The 18811-nt window shown below is 37.2% G+C and carries 18 protein-coding genes and 3 pseudogenes; 19 read left to right on the top strand and 2 right to left on the bottom strand.

Going from position 1 to position 18811, the window contains the following annotated elements; all coding sequences use genetic code 11:
• Positions 1-107: 107 nt before the first annotated feature.
• Both JCM21531_RS24585 and JCM21531_RS24580 read right to left on the bottom strand, forming a co-directional pair.
• The gene (locus JCM21531_RS24585; protein WP_369347680.1) at positions 108-845 is read right to left on the bottom strand and encodes a cellulose binding domain-containing protein; all 738 of its coding nucleotides are present in this window, start codon (positions 843-845) and stop codon (positions 108-110) included.
• Positions 846-980: 135 nt separating this feature from the next.
• Positions 981-2185, bottom strand: a pseudogene (locus JCM21531_RS24580) (glycoside hydrolase family 9 protein); the annotation flags it as partial.
• Positions 2186-2651: 466 nt separating this feature from the next.
• Here JCM21531_RS24580 and JCM21531_RS25160 point away from each other — a divergent pair.
• The 19 genes and pseudogenes from JCM21531_RS25160 to JCM21531_RS14395 all read left to right on the top strand — a co-directional run.
• Positions 2652-2861 (top strand): DUF5050 domain-containing protein, encoded by a 210-nt coding sequence (locus tag JCM21531_RS25160; RefSeq protein ID WP_038290954.1) that lies wholly within the window; start codon positions 2652-2654, stop codon positions 2859-2861.
• A gap of 60 nt (positions 2862-2921) precedes the next feature.
• A complete protein-coding gene (locus tag JCM21531_RS25155) occupies positions 2922-3185 on the top strand; it encodes a DUF5050 domain-containing protein (RefSeq protein WP_488193094.1) in 264 nt (87 codons plus the stop codon).
• 31 nt (positions 3186-3216) lie between these two features.
• Positions 3217-3465 (top strand): DUF5050 domain-containing protein, encoded by a 249-nt coding sequence (locus JCM21531_RS22595; protein ID WP_243467747.1) that lies wholly within the window; start codon positions 3217-3219, stop codon positions 3463-3465.
• Between the two features lie 173 nt (positions 3466-3638).
• Positions 3639-5071: pseudogene (locus tag JCM21531_RS14450) on the top strand (MATE family efflux transporter).
• 205 nt (positions 5072-5276) lie between these two features.
• Entirely contained in the window at positions 5277-5615 is a 339-nt protein-coding gene (locus tag JCM21531_RS14445) for a hypothetical protein (protein WP_038290948.1), read from the top strand.
• Between the two features lie 46 nt (positions 5616-5661).
• A complete protein-coding gene (locus JCM21531_RS14440) occupies positions 5662-5919 on the top strand; it encodes a hypothetical protein (protein WP_038290946.1) in 258 nt (85 codons plus the stop codon).
• Positions 5920-5983: 64 nt separating this feature from the next.
• Positions 5984-6241 (top strand): hypothetical protein, encoded by a 258-nt coding sequence (locus tag JCM21531_RS14435; protein ID WP_131464519.1) that lies wholly within the window; start codon positions 5984-5986, stop codon positions 6239-6241.
• 62 nt (positions 6242-6303) lie between these two features.
• Complete coding sequence (locus JCM21531_RS14430) at positions 6304-6531, top strand: hypothetical protein (protein WP_038290942.1); 228 nt, start codon at positions 6304-6306, stop codon at positions 6529-6531.
• Between the two features lie 56 nt (positions 6532-6587).
• A complete protein-coding gene (locus tag JCM21531_RS14425; RefSeq protein WP_038290941.1) occupies positions 6588-6884 on the top strand; it encodes a hypothetical protein in 297 nt (98 codons plus the stop codon).
• A 401-nt stretch (positions 6885-7285) separates the two neighbouring features.
• Positions 7286-7411, top strand: coding sequence for a hypothetical protein (locus JCM21531_RS24030; protein ID WP_279379081.1), 126 nt, complete (start codon positions 7286-7288; stop codon positions 7409-7411).
• Positions 7408-10458, top strand: coding sequence for an RCC1 domain-containing protein (locus tag JCM21531_RS14420; RefSeq protein WP_054847127.1), 3051 nt, complete (start codon positions 7408-7410; stop codon positions 10456-10458). Before JCM21531_RS24030 ends, JCM21531_RS14420 begins: the two co-directional genes overlap by 4 nt.
• Positions 10459-10474: 16 nt before the next feature.
• Positions 10475-10687 (top strand): annotated as a pseudogene (locus JCM21531_RS25150) (hypothetical protein); the annotation flags it as partial.
• Positions 10688-10726: 39 nt separating this feature from the next.
• Positions 10727-10978, top strand: a complete 252-nt coding sequence (locus tag JCM21531_RS25145) for an RCC1 domain-containing protein (protein ID WP_243467746.1) — start codon at positions 10727-10729, stop codon at positions 10976-10978.
• Between the two features lie 47 nt (positions 10979-11025).
• Complete coding sequence (locus JCM21531_RS18445) at positions 11026-11631, top strand: RCC1 domain-containing protein (protein ID WP_094184816.1); 606 nt, start codon at positions 11026-11028, stop codon at positions 11629-11631.
• Between the two features lie 38 nt (positions 11632-11669).
• A complete protein-coding gene (locus JCM21531_RS18440; RefSeq protein ID WP_094184815.1) occupies positions 11670-12257 on the top strand; it encodes a fibronectin type III domain-containing protein in 588 nt (195 codons plus the stop codon).
• A 44-nt stretch (positions 12258-12301) separates the two neighbouring features.
• Positions 12302-12724 (top strand): fibronectin type III domain-containing protein, encoded by a 423-nt coding sequence (locus JCM21531_RS14410; protein WP_038290939.1) that lies wholly within the window; start codon positions 12302-12304, stop codon positions 12722-12724.
• Between the two features lie 146 nt (positions 12725-12870).
• Positions 12871-16908 carry a PKD domain-containing protein gene (locus tag JCM21531_RS14405; RefSeq protein WP_038290937.1) on the top strand — a complete coding sequence of 1346 codons (4038 nt, stop codon included), beginning with the start codon at positions 12871-12873 and terminating at the stop codon, positions 16906-16908.
• A gap of 29 nt (positions 16909-16937) precedes the next feature.
• Positions 16938-17213 (top strand): hypothetical protein, encoded by a 276-nt coding sequence (locus JCM21531_RS14400; protein WP_131464516.1) that lies wholly within the window; start codon positions 16938-16940, stop codon positions 17211-17213.
• On the top strand, positions 17188-18811 hold a 1624-nt coding region (locus JCM21531_RS14395; protein ID WP_038290932.1), incomplete at its 3' end, for a CARDB domain-containing protein. The genes JCM21531_RS14400 and JCM21531_RS14395, both read left to right, overlap by 26 nt.

Raw genomic sequence — 18811 nt, 5'->3', positions numbered from 1 at the left:
CCAAAAAAGCATTGTCAAGCACATGAAAAAACTCAGGGATTTAGCATCCCTGAGTTTTCTACACCCTTAATATGAATTTTACTATTCCACCATTTTAAAAGTACCCATCAAGGTCTATAAGGCAGCATATTAATTTCACGCAGTATGTATCTTTTTAAAATAGCCAAGTCTGTGGAATTTATCTTACCGTCTGAATTAACATCTGCTGTTATCATATTTGGAAGAGTACTTATTTGCTTCAGTAAAAATCTTCTCAGATATGTTACATCTGTTGAGTTCACTTTGTTGTCAAAATTTACATCTCCATACTGGATTACATCTGCAGAAGTCGATGTTGGTTTGGGTGTTGGTGTCGGTGTAGGGGAAGGTTGAACAACTGTTCCTTCCGGTTCTATTCCTGCAACCTTTACACCGTATTCATAAACTGGTATGTATTCTGCCTTCTTTAAATCACTGGTTTTTGATAATCCTTTAAAGGATGGGTCGTTTTCGTTGTCCCAGCACCCGCTGTTGCCAGGTGCAACAATTCTTAAAGATGAATCCCTTCTATAATGATCCTGTCCGCCGGGGAAGAGAGGGTCTCCGGTGTAATCGACTTCTATATAATATATATTTTTCTCTTTGTTCCACAAATGTGGACCGGATACTTTACCTTTTGAACCTTGACCGCCAGATATTGTTATATCATTAGGACTGTATCCTGCCTCAATTACTTCGGTAAGATCCATGAAATATCTAAAGGAAAGTCCCTCAGACACCTTTGCAGGCCAAGCTGTCCTGTTGTTAAGTCTTGTTTTTATTTCCACATAGTGTTTGTCACTACTACTTACGTAAGCTTCAACCATGAATTCATCTTCCGGTTCTTCAATAGCTTTGAATTCCGGTACAGGTCTGCCGTCATATCTGTCATACATTTTAGCCAGCGCACCTACAAAACCTGCGTTGTAGTCGCAAGCAACCTCGTTGCACTGATAGTCGGAAATATCATCCCTATAGTTGTCACTTTCGCCGGGACCGCCAACCAATGCACCATACAGCACATGTCTATGGTAATCAGGTACATTCATGCCGTCATACCATGAACCATGGGCAGTTCTGTGGTGAGGATGCTGTGGCCAATTTTCTCCAAATCCAACTACAAAACTTCTTCCTGTGCTGCCCAATGCATAGTCTACTTGCGCCTTTGCAAAATCGTTATATATTTTTGCTTTTTCTGCACTGCAGCCTTCCCATTCTGCATAAATAGCCGCAAGAAACGCAGTGGTAGTGGCATATCTTAATGACCCCCAGTTCTGGAGCCATGCTAGACCTTTGGTGTATATTTTATCCTTGAATTGTTTACTCCCACTGTCCAATAATCCAGATGTCTTTCCATACTTTCCTTATATATTGGCTTGTTTGTAATCCTTGCTAAAAGAAGTTGTGTTCCATAACGCACATCATCCCAACAGTGTCCCCACTTGTATGACATTATATCGGTTTGGGGCTCTGTGCTCCAAAATTCAATATAGGATTCAGCTTTGTCAAGATAGCTTGTGTCTCCTGTTGCAAGATAAATCCATGTGGCTGCCCAGGTAAGCTCATCATAGAATCCGCTGTGAGATGTGTAGAAGTTTGTTGCTGCCGTATAACCAGCATCGCTTCTTGTTTTATCTGCAAAGTTAAAAAGTTCCTTTGCATGCTTTAAGCACAGATTTGAGTATTGCGGATCAGTATCCTTAAACACTATTGATGCTGCAGCCAAAGCTGCTGCAGTTTCTGCCGATACGGTAGAACCCGGTGAAGTAATATCTACTTTGTATGATGGTCTTTGCATTCTCATGTGTATAACCTCTGCAGGTCCCCACCACATGTGATCCGCATCTCCGTCTCCTACCTGATAGTAGTATACATCAGGTTCCGGATGGCATTTAATAAAATAGTCCGTAGCCCATTTGATTTCATCCAATATGTACCCAAGTTGTCCGCTCTTGACGAAGGCTTCTTTTTCTTCATATACTGCCCATGCCAGCATTGCAGCAGTATATGCCATGGGAAGGTTGAACTTAACATGGTCGCCGGCATCGAACCAACCGCCTGTAAGATCAAGCCCTACATCTTTACCGTCGTCCAGACAGGAGTCTGCTCTCCAATTGTTCCTGATGGTAGGAGGCAGTTTTCCGGAGCGCTGGAACTCATAAAACATTATTGCCTTTTGAAGTGCCTCTCCGTAATTGAAAGAGGGGCCTGCCGATATTGACGTCGAAGGAGTCAATAGTGCAATCAGAAATGAGACAACTAAAATAAGGCTAAGATTTTTTTTCATTTTCCTCTCCCCTTTATAAAAATTTTTTTATAATGAATCGGTTTAACAAAGCGGGGGACAACCATATATCTCCCTATATAAATTAATGCGCCAGGACTTTTAAATTTCATTGGGTAGGATTTACGTTATTTATATTTTACATAATAAAATGTTGAGGGATTTTTTGTACTCATAAACATTGAATTCATAGTTAGTAAAAATTTTATCAGTAATCGATGTATTATTATTAAATTGTTTGAAAATTTATGTATAATTATATATCATTTATATATGGAAAATAGATAGTTTACTTAATCAAAATTTTCACTATTAAATCCATATCCATCAAGAAAGGAATGCATAAAAAATGAAAAAAATTAAATATGTGTTGCTTTTTGTTGTATTTTTTGCTTTATTGTCTTTCGCATCTGTAAGTTCTTTGGCATTGCCGAATGCACCGAATAAAAGTTTAAATATTTTGGGCAACATGGTCAATGGTGGTCAAGTTTTAAAGTACGACGGTTGGGTCTATTATTCCTTTGATGAGAGTGGGCTATATAGAATGAAAGAGGATTGAAGCCAGAAGAAAAAGCTATATAATGGCCAGTATGATAACTTAACTGCATATGATGGTTATATTTACGGATATTGCAGGTATACCGAGACGTATAACCCTAAAGAAGAGGGGTTTTTCAGGATGAAGCCAAACGGGACGGAAAGGGTAAAAATCGCCAATCAAGACATGGATTGCATTACAATATATGATGGATGGATATATTATATATTACTTTCTGACCATTACAAACCTCACAAAATGAAGCTTGACGGTACCGGTGACCGTAGGTTGAATGATTATCCAATGAGCTATATGAATGTTACTGATGAGTGCATTTTTTTTTGAAAGTCATATAGGTGGCAGGAAAATATGTAAAATGAAACATGATGGCAGTCAAGTTACGGAAGTTAGCGAGTATGTTAGATCAAGTACAAACTTAAATCTTGTTGGGAATTGGCTTTACTTTTATGGTTGTTCCGATAGCTCTGGGCTTTATAAAATTAAGACTGACGGAACAGAGTTGTCTAAGCTGGTTGATGATTATGAAGGAAGTGGAAAAGTTGTTATAGTCGGGGCACTTACAAATTTTAGAGGAAGAACTTTTTGCATTGTTATATTTCTATAAAGAATCATGAAATTAATACAAGTTATGTCCCAGAATGCTTAACAACGTAAATAAGAGAAAACAATTAGTAATGGATATGGATTTTTGATTCTGAAGATTTTTTGTAGCTATGGACTACAGTTTTGTTCTGTGCTAAAATATACGGATACTGAGCAAAACGTGAGGGTATTTGAATGGTTAAAACATCATATTCAAATAATATTTTTATAAGATTCAAAAGAACATTCATAGGCGACAGAAAATTTTATAAAACTGTGATGGCTCTTGTAATACCGATTATTATTCAAAACTCCATTACTAATTTTGTAAACCTGCTCGACAATATTATGGTCGGACAGGTGGGAACAGCTCAAATGTCCGGTGTGGCAATTGCAAACCAGCTTATGTTTGTATTCAATCTAGCGGTGTTCGGAGGCTTGGCGGGAGCCGGTATTTTTGGTGCACAGTTCTTTGGAGCCGGCGATAATGATGGGGTTAGATATACATTCAGATATAAGTTGTGGACCGCTGCGTGATACTGGCAACTTCACTGGCAGTATTTTTGTCAGGAGGAGATTGGCTGATTTCGCTGTTTCTTCAAGGAGAGGGAGACCCTCTGGAAGCGGCCGCAATGCTGGAGCACGGACTAGCATATTTGAGGATAATGCTGTGGGGGCTTTTGCCTTTCATATTGTCCCAGGCATACGGAAGTACTCTTCGTGAGGCCGGGGAGACAGTACTTCCTATGGCAGCAAGTATAGTTGCTGTGGTAACAAACCTGTGCCTGAATTATGTGTTGATATTCGGTAAACTGGGATTTCCTGAATTGGGAGTTGCGGGTGCTGCTATTGCAACGGTTATATCTCGCTATGTAGAGCTCATGATTATAGCTGTATACACCCACAGGAATACGGCACGGTTTGGGTTTATGGTGGGACTTTACCGATCTTTAAGGGTTCCACGGAGCCTTGTATTGTCAATATTCAATAAAGGAATGCCTTTATTGATAAATGAGATTTTGTGGTCGATTGGAATATCAACATTGACACAGATATTTTCAACATATGGACTGAATGTTGTTGGTGCTCTTAATATTTCCAATACGGTAACAAACCTGTTTAATGTAGTATTTATATCGATGGGGTCGGCAGTTGCCGTTATGGTTGGGCAAGCTCTTGGAGCCAGTGACATGTCCCGTGCGAAAGAATACTCATGGAAATTGATTTTTTTCAGTGTATGTACCTGTTTTGTAGTAGGAGCGATACTCATAGCTATAGCTCCTGTAATACCGCACATATATAATACCACTGAAGATGTGCGAAAACTTGCAGCTCACTTCATGAAGGTGAGTGCAGTTTATATGCCGTTTATTGCCGTGTGTCACTGTAGTTATTTTACCATCCGTTCGGGAGGCAAGACATTGATAACCTTAATTTTTGACAGTGCATACACATGGGGGGTAATCGTTCCTGTGGCTTATCTGGTTGCCAGATATACAGATTTCAATATTTTTATAGCCTATCCGGTATGTTATCTTCCTGATGTATTAAAAAGTGTAATTGGAGTGTATATAATAAAGAAAGGCCGGTGGGCTCAGAATATCGTAGCCAAACAGCAGCCGGTGTAAAGGCAGAAATTCACGTTATATATTTATATTATAGATTTCATAAGGTGAGATGCATTATGGATTTTAATTGCATATACCATTTTATGAGAGCTTATAAAGCATTGCTTGTATTAATTAGGGCAAATCCCAAAGGTCTTTATTATATTGCTTTATTGAGAGCTTTTGAAAAATATATGGATTTGGATTTAAACTCCAAAAAATAGCAATGCTTAAAAGTGATATTAATCAAATTAAGAATATTGATGCAATTGAAAAAGAATACCTGACAAACGAATTAAATGCTTACAATCAAAATAGAATTTTTTATGATATTAATAAGCTGAATAAATATACTTATTTGTTACCGGTTGTGACAAATGAAATGATTAAGCTGTTGGAAAGAAAAGAGTATGAAAGAGTGCATGATTTTGCCGATGCAGTTCATAATCTTCCGGAATTTCTTGTGACTGATTTTTGGACTGCGGACAACTATTATAAAGTCTATATAAAACCATACAATAAAAAGTGGAAAGATACTTTTTTGTGCGAATTGAAAGTCCGGTAAAGGTTTTACAGGGCTGTTCAGTGTATATAAATGTGGGGGAGAGAATATGCTTGAATTATGTGTTTATTTAAAAAGTGTGAGTGATGATGGAATCAGGAAATGGGAAGAAAGATTCCAAGATGCAAAAATGAAGGTAAATATTCACCCGGATTTTTCTTTTTCCAACCAATTTGGTTTTCTGCCTTTTAAAATACATTTTGATGAACCGGATATTAGTCTTCTAAAAGATAAAGATTGGATATCGGGTTTTGAAATGTATATTGATGATTTTAATTTTGAAGATATAAAAAAGAGGCGCAGCTAAAAAATCATTTCTAAAGTCCTTATTTAGCCTATCAAAAGATGAGTTTGTATTTGTAAATAAAGAAGTGGATTCTATCCTGAGTGAATGTAAAAAACAGATAACTCTAAGGTGGGGAACCCTGGATACATTAGAGTTTAGGATGGCTTTTTTGAGTGCGGCAATTCTTCCGGAAATTTTCGGCGGGGTATGTTATGACCCGCAAGAAGACCGTTGGGACTATGGAGAAGGTTTGTTTGAGAAATTTTTAAGCGAAGTAAATAGTTTTGAATCCGATATAAAGCCAATCCGCTGGAAATTACATGAGTTTGAAAAATGGATGTGAGCGTATCCGTCCTTAGAAACATTGAATAGAATTGTGCATATAAAATCTTTCGGGAGAACTATATGAAAGTAAAGATTTTGAATATAATTTTTATTGCTAGTCTTCTATTAAATGTTTATTTTATTTTAAAAAACGCAAATATTCATAAAATAAAAGAAGAGGAAAGTATTTTGTCATATCTGCAATTACTAAATCTAGAAGATGAAAAAGAGGTAAGTAATGATAATGTTGATATAACAGAAAATAACCCAATAGATAACTTTTTGATGAACACAAGCTATCAAAAGTGAATTCAATTACTTTAAGAAGAGCAATATTTCTATATATGCAATCTTGAAAGAATGAAATGGCTAATGCGTATGATATATTAATAAAAGCAGGTCACGATAACATAAAGGATAGCGTAAAGGAATCCTGGAGTAAATTTCCTCAGTACGCTGAAAGTGAGGCAGATGTCGGAGTCGATGTTTATGCCTCAGATGTTTTTGGAAATGAAATGGGAAAACATGGTGAAACTATTACTTATGGTACGATTGCATCATTTCAAAGAAATGCGACTTTGTCTAGACTATATAAAAAGAGGACCATTGAGATTTTTGAATATTTTACAGATTTGGGTATAGAAGTGGAATTTGTTTTTTGATGAAAGCTAGTTTAGTGAAGAAGATTTGGAGCTTTTTCACTAATGTTAATTATTTTCGCAACTGATCCATGATATTAATACCTGTGCCATAGTGTCGCTAGGAGAGCCTTTGGTGTCATCTTTTTAAGATAACAAACAGTAAGAATACATTATTATGATTTCTATAATTAAGGCGATAATGAAAATAGTAAAGTGATTATGTTGACAAAAGTTAGAAAAGTTCTTAAAATATTAATATAAGAATTCAAATACAGAATTAAAGTTTAATAATTAAAGGATAAGAGTTTAGAGTTTCTATTTGGGGTTTTGTTATTTGTAGGTATAGTTAATGTTAATGAAGGCAAAATAACAGTCTTTAGAGACCAGTTATATTTGCTTTTTTTATTAATGGGGGAATTAATGTGAATAAAAAAAGGTTTAAAGCAATTCTGGCAAGTCTTCAAATTATAGTTTTTTCTATTGTACAAGCTTCGCAGGTGTTGGCAGTTCATGGAGCAATAGAGCAAAAAACGTTTTATCTTCTATGAATCCAACGGTGGAAATAAGCGAAGACAATATGGAAATCTATAGCTCTAACAATAATGTAAAAAAGACTGTTTCTATAGCAGCAGGAGGAAGTCACAGCCTATTGGTTGGAAATGACGGTATTGTATGGGCATGGGGTCACAACTCTTATGGACAATTGGGAAACGGAACAACTACATATTGTACAATAAAAAGACAAGCTGAGAATCTTGAGAATGTAGTTGCTGTATCAGCAGGAAATATTCATAGTCTAGCCCTTAAAAGTGACGGAACGGTATGGACATGGGGAGGTCATGAATATGATTTTGTACCTTTTCAGCTTACTGGATTAAACGATATTACAGAAATATCAGCAGGAGATATTCATAATCTGGCATTAAAAAGTGATGGAACAGTATGGGGATGGGGCAACAATTCTTATGGGCAATTGGGTGATAACGACACAACTGAGATTGATGAGCCAATACAGCTTGACGGATTAAGTGATGTTATTGGTATATCGGCGGGATATAGCCATAGTCTGTTTCTGAAAAGCGATGGAACAGTATGGGCATTGGGTGATAATTCCTATGGGCAGCTAGGAGATGGCACTTTCACAGATAGCAGTATACCGGTTATGGTTACAGGACTTTCGGACGTTGTGAGCATATCAGCAGGGGAAGATTATAATCTGGCATTAAAAAGTGATGGAACAGTATGGTCCTGGGGGGACAACACTACTTGCCAGCTTGGAGTTAAAACATATCCTGAGTGGTATGATCCGAGTGTACCGATTTCTACCGGTAACACATTTGAGCCTAGTGCAGTGCCATTGCTGATAGATGGATTAAGCGATGTAAAAGAAATAGTGAGTGGGAATTACCAAGGCTTTGTATTAAAAAGTGATGGAACTGTATGGACATGGGGCGGATACTATGGAGATCTTGCACTTAGAGGTGACATTGAAATATTGCAGGTGGAAGGAATAAGTGATATTACACAGTTGGCAGCAGGAGCTAATCATGTTTTGGCCATGAAAAGTGATGAAACAGTTTGGGCTTGGGGAGATAACTACTATGGTCAACTTGGAGATGGAACTACAGAATATAAAGATACGTCTGTACTCTCTAAAGACTTAGTTCCTCCAACAGCACCGACAAATATTACAGCTTTTGTAGGTGAAGATGGTGTTGTTTTGGAGTGGGAATCCTCTACTGATGAAGGGGAGATAGGCGGTTATGAAATATATCGCGATAATATAAAGATAGGCACAACCTTAGATACTACATATACTGACACTAATATAAAGGATATGGATAATTATCATAAATACATAGTAAAATGCTATGATATTTCCGGAAATATATCAGAAGGCGCAGTAACTGTAATAAATGATAAGGAAGCACCTTCAGTTCCGATTAACTTAAGAGTAACCCAAAAGACAACAAAGATTGTAATTGAATGGGAGCCTTCCACAGACAATAGCTGGGTAGCGGGATATGTTGTTTACAGAAATGGAGAGGAAGTTGGATATACAGATAGCACCAACTTTACTGAGTTAAATCTGCCTCATAATTCAACTTATAATTATACGGTGAAAGCTTACGATAGCTCTGACAACTACTCGGAAGCCAGCAGCCCACTTGTTGTGGAAACAGAAACAATAAAATCTGTTGCTTTGGCAGCACACTATAACCATAGCTTACAGGTTAAAGATGATGGTACAGTATGGGCATGGGGATATAATTCCAATGGTCAACTTGGAGATGGCACAACTACAAAACGTGTTGCTGCTGTACAGGTAAAAAATTTAAAAGATATAGTAGCTGTAGCTGCTGGAGAACAGTTTAGTCTTGCATTAAAAAATGATGGAACAGTATGGGTCTGGGGATATAATGGCTATGGGCAATTGGGAGATGGAACATATAATAATAGAACCCAGCCGGTAAGGAACTATGAATTAAGTGATATTATCAGTATTGAAGCCGGGATAAATCATGCCATTGCATTAGAAAGCGATGGAACAGTATGGACTTGGGGTTCTAACGGATATGGACAACTTGGAAAAGGCAACTTCTATAGCTATAGTTATCCGAGCAAAGTTGTTGTATTGGATAATGTTATTGACGTAAGTGCAGGAGCAAATTTTAGTGTAGCATTGAAGAACGATGGTACTGTATGGGCGTGGGGCTCAAACAGCAGTGGACAGATTGGTGAAGGGACAACAAAATCCAATGAGAACATACCTGTGAAAATAAATGGGTTAACGGATATTATCGATGTAAAAGCCGGAAATGATCATGTTTTGGCCCTGAAGAGCGATGGAACAGTATGGGCTTGGGGAGGCAATGGATCCGGTCAGTTGGGAAATGAAACAAGAGTTAGTTCAAAGGTGCCGGTTCAGGTTAAAGGATTAGTTGATGTTGTAGACATTGGAGCAGGAAATGGCAGCAGCATCGCATTAAAAAAGGATGGAACAGTTTGGACTTGGGGCACAAACGGATATGGTCAGTTGGGAGATGGAACTAATACAGCGAGGCTTTCTCCAGTTCAGGTTGAGGGATTAAGTGATGTTGTTGATGTAGTAATGGGTTCCTTCCATAGTCTTGCCCAAAAAAGTGATGGAACAGTATGGGCATGGGGAAATAATAGCGGTGGAAGACTTGGAGATGAAACTGAAACAGACAGAAATAAACCGGTATTATCTAGAGACATTACTCCGCCATCCATTCCAACTAATATTTCGGTTACAAAATCCTATGATAAATTGGTGCTTACATGGGATGCATCTACTGATGTAGTTGGAGTTGCAGGATATGAAATATATAGGGATGATACAAAAATAGCTGTGACAACAGCTACTACATATACTGATAGCGACGCGAGTGAAATTAACAAGACCCATGTATATTATGTAAAAGCCTTCGATACCGCAGGAAATATATCAGAAGCAGCAAAAGTAGTTGTAAACGATGATGAAGCTCCATCTAAACCTTCAAATGTAAAGGCTATTTCCAATTCGCTACAACAGTTTCGTTGGAATGGGAGCCTTCTACGGATAATGTCTTAGTGGCAGGCTATGAGATATACCGGATGGCAAGAAAATAGGAACTTCTAAAGAAGCAAACTATACAGATAAAGAGATACCTCACAATGAAACTTATACATATACTGTAAAAGCGTATGACGAATCGGATAACTATTCGCTTGAGAGTGATATTCAAACTGTAACCACTGGAATTTTAAAAACTGTTCCTATAGCAGCTGGAGATTATCACAGTTTACAAATCAGAAGTGACGGAACGGTATGGGCATGTGGCTATAATTACTATGGCGAATTGGGAGATGGGACAAAGGTAAAAAGAATAGAAGCAGTACAGGTTAAAGGGTTGGAGAATATTGTAGCTGTAAGTGCAGGTAATAGCTATAGCGTTGCATTAATGAATAATGGGACGGTGTGGACTTGGGGTTACGGTGAAAACAGACAATTAGGGAATGGAACAAGGAACAATAGCTCTACACCTGTTAAAGTTAAAGGCCTAAATGATGTTGTTGCTATAAAAGCAGGAAATAGTCATACTTTAGCCTAAAGGGTGATGGAACTGTATGGGCATGGGGCTCTAATTACTATGGAGAGTTGGGAAACGGAACAACAAACGAAATTGCTGAGCCTTTACAAGTCAGTGGGCTGAACAATATTATTGCTATATCAGCAGGATACGGCTTCAATTTAGCGTTAAAAGATGATGGAACAGTATATGCATGGGGATATAACTATTATGGTCAGCTAGGTGATGGAACAAATAATAATAGTTTGATACCTATTAAAGTCAATGGACTGTTTGATGTGAAAGATATATTTGCGAGTAAATATAATAGTATTGTTCTAAAAAGTGACGGAACGGTATGGGCTTGGGGCTCTAATAGTTATGGTCTGCTTGGGTATGGAACCATTAATGAGATTAGCTATGTTCCTGTTCAAGTCAAAGATTTGAGTGATGTAAATGCGATAGCATCGAAGTATGGTCATAATCTTGCTTTAAAAAATGATGGTACAGTATGGGCCTGGGGATATAATTCAAACGGTCAATTGGGCAATGATACTCTTATTAATAGTTATGTTCCGGTTAAGGTCAAAGCACTGACAGATGTTACATATATAGAAGCTGGGGCATATCATAGTCTTGCCCAAAAAAGTGATGGAACTGTATGGGCATGGGCTCTAACGAATACGGACAATTAGGAGATGGAACCGGTATTAATAGGATTGTCCCTGTCCCTATGGATAATAATCCGATCTTTACAACAATTGTTAGCGGATTTTCAGCAAAGGCTGAACAAAATGGAATAAAGCTTTTCTGGAATTTAAAAACTGAGGATTATGTTTACGGGTACAAGATTTATAGAGCTGAAGATATTGATGGACCTTATACATTGATTGCAAAGTTAAATCGTTCCGCTATGGAGTACCTTGATAAGGATTATGAAGTGGGAAATGCCAATGAGCCTAGTGAGAAAGCCTTTTATTACAAGATTTCAGCGATTGATAAGTTTGACAATGAAAGTAATAAATCTGAGGCGGTAAGTGTTTTAGCAAAAACCGATTCAATTGCTCCGGTGGTTCTTTCTATAGAACCCGTTAATAATACAAAGATAGCTTCTCGCAGTAATATCTATGTGAGAGCAGAAGACAATTTTGGAATTTCAAATATAACTCTACAGTATTCATTAGATGGAACTGAGTGGATTGATATTTCTACTCAAAATAATGGTTCTTTCCTATGGAATACTCCTGATATGAATGGAACAGTATATGTTCGTGCCATTGCAAGGGATCTTGTCGCAATGTCAGTGATGGAAGTCCTGTAGTTACTTACATAATAGATCGTATAGCACCTTCGAAAGTTACCGGATTGAGAGCTATTCCATCAGCTTCACGCATTGTTTTAAACTGGGATGATGTTCCGGAGGATGATTTGTGGTATTACCAGGTAGAATGTAAGAACGCTTCCGGAAATTTCGTTTCTGTTGCTGTAGTATATGACAAAAGAGGAGTAGAGTTAACAAATCTACAGCCGGAAACCGTTTACACCTATAGAGTGCGTGCAATTGATTTATTGGGGAACGTTGGTGAAGTATCTGACGAAATATCAGTTACTACAATCGATGATACTACTGCACCGGTAATTACCAGTCTCGGGCCTGTTTCAAGCAGATATGGAAATTCCATAAACTTAAGAGCAACGATTTATGACAATGTAAGCGCCGTATCAGAAGTATTCCAGATATCAAGAGATAATATAAATTGGACTGACATAAAATATTTCGATAGATAGGCAGTAATTTTAGTATTTCATACACCTATGATACTTCAAGTATTGAGGAAGGATACATTTATTTTAGGTGTATAGCTACAGATGCAAATGGAAACGTTTCATCCGGAGCACCTGTAAATGAGTACTATATAGATCATACTGCTCCTTTGAAACCGTCAAATGTTGAAGTTGTTGCGTCTTCGGGTTATGTAAATTTGAAATGGGACAAAGGCACCGAAGAAGATTTATATTGTTTCAATATTTATAAATCAGTAGACAATGGGGACTTTACCAAAATAGCAGATAGTTATAAGTATTTAAATTATTCAGACACAAATGTTAAAAGCACATCAACTTACAAGTATAGAATTTCTGCTGTGGATATTGCCGGAAATGAAAGTGAATTTTATGAGACGGAAAGTATTTCGCTTTTGAGTGATACTGAAAAGCCTAAAATACTCAGTGTTTCACCGGCAAATGGTTCTACACTTCCGGCAAACCCGACCATTTCGGTACTTGCTGAGGATAATGCTTTCCTTGAAAGTATTACTGTGAAGTATAGAAAATCAGGGACAAACGATGAATGGGTTAGCAAGGTATTAACATGTGCAAGCAAAAGCAATTGTGTAACAGAGTTTAAATGGGCTACATCAGGGCTTACTGATGGAAGTTATGATTTTGTGTTTATCGCAAAAGATACTTCTGCAAATATAAGTGATGAATACAAGAGAACATTCATGCTTAATGTGAGTGCGCCTGAAGCTCCGGTTTTACAAGCAAAACCTTTAGGATGGAAAGTTGAACTGACCTGGAGTGCAAGTAAGGATACCGACCTTGCCGGATACCATATATTAAGACATGATTCTACAAATGGAACTTATAAAATACTGCATAAGACAACGGGAACATCCTATACCGATACGACTGTTGAGGCAGGAAAAACCTATTACTATGTTGTGGATGCTGTTGACCAGTATTTGAACACATCAAGAAGTAATGCTGTAACTGCAGTACCTACAGATGATGATGAAGAAAAACCGGTTGCAGTTATTAGTGCGGATAATTTTTCAACTACTAATACATTAGTCTTGTTTGATTCTAAAAAGTCAACGGATAACCATAAAGTCGAAAAAGTTTTGTGGGATTTTGGAGATGGCACATTTTCAAGTGAAAGAAAAACATATCACAGCTATTCGGTGCCTGGGGACTATAAAGTGAAGCTTACGGTATATGACTCTGCAGACAACTTTAGCTCTGCCGAGAAGACTATTAAAATATATCCGCAAGATGATGTCAGCAAAGTAAAGGTTAATGTTTTAGATAAGTCAACGGGTATAGGAATTCCAGATGCCGAGGTTGTTTTAAGAATGTCGGACGGTACCGATAAAGTTCTTGTTACTGATGAAAACGGTTTGGCAAATTTCATCATTCATTCTTTAGAGAATGAGCAATCAGGCGGTGTGACAGCATATGCCTTTAGAAACGGCTATACACCAGCATCTACGGAATTGGCCTCACTAAAAGTTGGTGAAGAAAATACAATTGTTGTTAGAATGCAAAAGGGAAATGTTGTTGAAGGAAATCTTTCAGTTAAGAGAATGACTCTTGAGGAAGTGAAAGCAGCAGGAATAGATGTTACTGCTCCGGAAAACCAATATGTATACAGCTTTAACATTCATTTGGGTTATAAATTAATTTGTAATAATAACGGTCAAATATATGTTGATAATAAACCAAAAGATTATGTAACTTATAAAATTACCGAAAGTGATTCTTCAACTAAAAATGTATATGTATATACTGTACCGTCAAAAGATCCAAAACAGCCTCCGAATGTGGTATATATTGAATTGCCGGGAGATATTAAGACCTTAAAGGAATTCTTCATGGTAAATCTTGTGGTTAAAAACCTTTCAGAAAGTGAAGATATTGTATTGGAAGGTGCAACATCAACGCTTAATATACCTTCCGGGTTAACCCTTGTAAACGGAGAGAGAACTCAAAAGCTTAATCCTGAGAATATACCTGGTGGTAGCAGTGCAAATACATCTTGGATTTTACGCGGTGACAACACTGGAATATATACGATAAGTGCTAATTTCGAAGGAATTTTGCAGCCGTTCAACGAGATCATTGAAGCTGTGTTTAGTTGTGCAGAGCCCATTGTAGTTGAAGGCAACAAAAAGGCTAAGGTGATTGTTGAAGTTGAGAAATTAAAGAAGCGAGGAGATATAATATTATACAGAGTTGGGTTCCAAAATGGAAGAAAAGCGGAAATGGACAGCCCTCAAATAAACATGAGAGATTCTGTGTATATAAGAAGCTACAAGACAGACAGTGAAAGAAATCTTGTAGGAACATCCTCGAAGGTATTAAAGAGTGGAGAAATATTCTGGTCAGAATACTATATCGATCCGGTGGAGTTTGGAGATTGGAAAGGTGTGACAAAAACAATAAAGACCGATTCAAACGGAGAATACATCTACAAAGGCGGAAGTATCGATGATGTAGAAATAAAGTATACGTATTGTAATGTTTTTGCTATAACTGTAGTACCGGATGTAGGAGTAACTTCAGAACTTATAGTAAGAATATTTGATCAAAACCTTATGCCAAATAATAAATTCGGAAATGTATACGGTTATGTTTGGAATCAAGATGAATCAAAAGCTTTTGCAGGGGCTTCTGTAAGAGTAGGTTCCGATTCTAATATATGTGTAACCGACAGTAGTGGAAGATTTACATTTAAAGATATCATATTTGATGACAATAAAGTAATTGTAAAGGCACCGGGATATCCTGATAAGGTTATGACTGTGAACTTATATGATGGATTGTATTTACCAATAAATATGAAAAAAACACCGGAAGTAACTAAAGTGGTATCATGGTGTTCTGATAGTAGTAATATCAGGAGCTCTATACTTCCATTGAATTTTGTGGATAATGATTATATTGTTTTTACAGTATATGCAGATTTAAAGGGAGCTAGTGAAATTAAGGAGTATCTCTGGAGGATAGTTGACAAACAAGGAAATATAAAATATGAAGGTACTAGTAAATACGACACCGTAAAAATTGAAGCAATTAAAAGCAAGATGGCTGTTGGAGACAGAATAAAGTTTGCAATAAGAACGGAAGGTGAATATGGCAATTTTATATCAGACTATGTAGACGCAAAATTGGTTTTAGCTCCCGAGTTAAAACTCTTAAATGATATCGCATGGGCTAGCTCATTAAAAGATGACATGTTCCCTCATGAAGTTGATATGGAAGGCCTTGATGGAAGTGTTGAGTTTATTACAGGTTCAGACACTTCAATAGATTTGCCGGAAGATAGCGGAGCATTTAAATCATTAAAAATTATTCCTTCTTTCTTACATTTTGATTTAGATGCGGATTACGACTTTAAGAATGCTAGATTGAAAGTGAATACTACTACCGGAAAAGATGATACCGGTTTTTCAGGGGAGTTATTTACTTTAGATGCCGGAAAAGGAGAAAAGGAAGGAAACCTTATAGCTAGACCAAAATCAAAGACAAAGGTATCTATAAATATTGTATATAATGATGTTTCGTTAAGATGGGAACTGGAGTCCATGGACATACACTACGAAAATGAAGTAACAATAAAACTTGAATTTAAGTATTCAGTTCCTTTAGATGCTTATTTTGGTGGAGCGCTGCTTTCCGGATATGCTTATGTTGAAATTGAGGGCGGTATTAAATTTATTGTAGATGTAAGTATTCCGGATGTCTCAAAGCTAGACAGCTTAGAGGATTTGATAGCTAAGATACAAGCAGATATATGGCTGTCTATAAAGAGTGCTATTGGAGCTGAAGTTGGATATGGACTTCTTTCAGCAGATCTTTATGCAAAGGGACAATTGGATATCAATCTTCCTTCTTGGAAAACAACAATTACATTATCCTATGGATATGATTACGGATACCTTTGGTTTTTCTCAGAGGAAGAGAGCATAGGAGAAAAAACATGGATATTGTATAATGGCAAAAAGCAAAAGGACTTATTGAGAATGTTGTCTATTTTTAGCGGTACCGATACTGAGCTGATTTTAGACAGTGAAGAGAATAGCGGAGAGATTATCTTTAAGAGTGCGCCTCGTGATTATTTAGATAACCAGAAATGGATAGGAAAAGATGAGATAATTAATAATACTTATCCTGATTCCGATGCCAGATAGCTGCAATAGATAAAGAAATTGGCGAGCTGATGATGATATTTATAGGAGATGACAGCGATAGGAGTGACAACAATCGAACAACAATTTCATCTTCTATATATAAGAACGGTACCTGGTCAGAACCGGTACAAATTGAGGATGACGGTACAGGTGATGCTTTCCCTGACATTGCGGTAGACGGCAAAGATATTTACGCAGCATGGCTTGATATGACAGAAGAAATTGGGGAAACATCTGGCATGACAGAGGATGATATCACTAAAAAACGTCTTGAGCAAAATGGGAATTACTATTGCACAGTATAATGCAGCTGCGAATAGTTGGAACAAAGTATTATCCAAAAAGACCGAAGGAGCAAATAAGCTGCCTAAGATTTCTGCAAAAGACGGTAAGGTATTGGCAACATGGGTAAACAACAGTGGTAGCAAAGCAATTGGAAACCAGATTTCTCCTGACAATTTATATTATGTATACAACAATGGTGGTGGCTGGACAGAGCCTAAGGCCTTTCTAACTGATGTTTCAAATGTATATGAAAGTGATTTGTATTTGTCCGGCGATAAAGCATATTATGTTTTTGTTTCAGATGCTTACTCTGAGGACGGACTTTATAAGCTTTACGTTACAAGCTTTGATGGAGAGAATTGGTCAGTGCCTAAAGAGGTTTTGGACAATATGTACGCAGACCGTCATCCTTCAATAGCTGTTGAAAACGGTGAACCGGTAGTATTCTGGCAAAACAATAATTTAATATATAAAACTTCTCTGAAAACGCCGGGTAAAGCTCAAATAGTAGTAAATTCAGAACAGGCTGAAGACATTTTAGAGCTTAGTGCAACAAATACCGAGGATGGTTTGGCTTTGGCGTGGACAAAGGCAAGTGCAGGAGAACAAAGAGTTTATGTAAGTACTTATGAACAGTCAAGCTCGACTTGGACGCAAGGTACGGTGATAAACATGAACTCTATGGAAGTACCTAAAAACCTTACAATAGCAGGTTTGGAAGACTCAGTTATGCTTGTATATAATAAAACCATATATAAGCTTAATGAAGAAAACGCATATTATAAAGACAGTACTTCATTGACCTCAACTGTATATGTACGAAAGGTTGACTTGGCTATTGCAAAGGATGGACTATATTTTGAAGAGGGTAATCCATATCCCGGTGATAGTACTACTGTAATAGCTGTCGTTGAAAATGTAGGCGACTTAAGTACAAAAGGTATAAAAGTTTCTCTATATGAGGGTGAAAAGCTAATAGAACAAAAAGAATTGCCGCAATTACAATTAAGCAGTGGAGAACAATCCTTGGTAAGCTTCGATTGGGTAGTGCCTAGCGATTCTGCCGGATTTACTCTTAAAGCAGTTGTGGAAGCTAAAAATGATAGCAATGCTTCAAATAACACAGCACAATTGGAACAATCCTATACCGATTTAGAGATAACCGGAGTCTATAATGAGCTTTATACAGAAAACACAGGTTTTGTCTATGTTGATGTGAAAAACATTGGATTTAGTAATACAAAAGATGCAAAAGTGTATTTGGCAACTGATAAGGAGTTTAAAAACATAATCGGTACTAAAGAAATTGATAACTTGGATATCTTTTCTGAAAAGAGGGTAGTGTTTGACCTTGAAGTAAGTGATGAACAGATATCAAGTAGAGCAAGAATTTATGCTAAAGTTGAAGTGGAACAAAGTGAGATAAATAAGCTAAATAATAGTGATTTTACTGTTATAAGGCCAAGTGAAGCAAACTTTAGAGTTGTGAATCCAGGAGAAGGAGAACCGGGAACTGAAGATCCAGGAGAAGGAGAGCCGGGAACAGAAGATCCAGGACCAGGAGAACCAGGAACGGGAGAGCCAGGAACAGGGAACCGGGAACAGAGGAGACCGAGGA

The sequence above is a fragment of the Acetivibrio straminisolvens JCM 21531 genome, assembly GCF_000521465.1.
Lineage (GTDB): Bacteria > Bacillota > Clostridia > Acetivibrionales > Acetivibrionaceae > Hungateiclostridium > Hungateiclostridium straminisolvens.
This window is presented reverse-complemented; position numbering and strand designations above follow the sequence as displayed.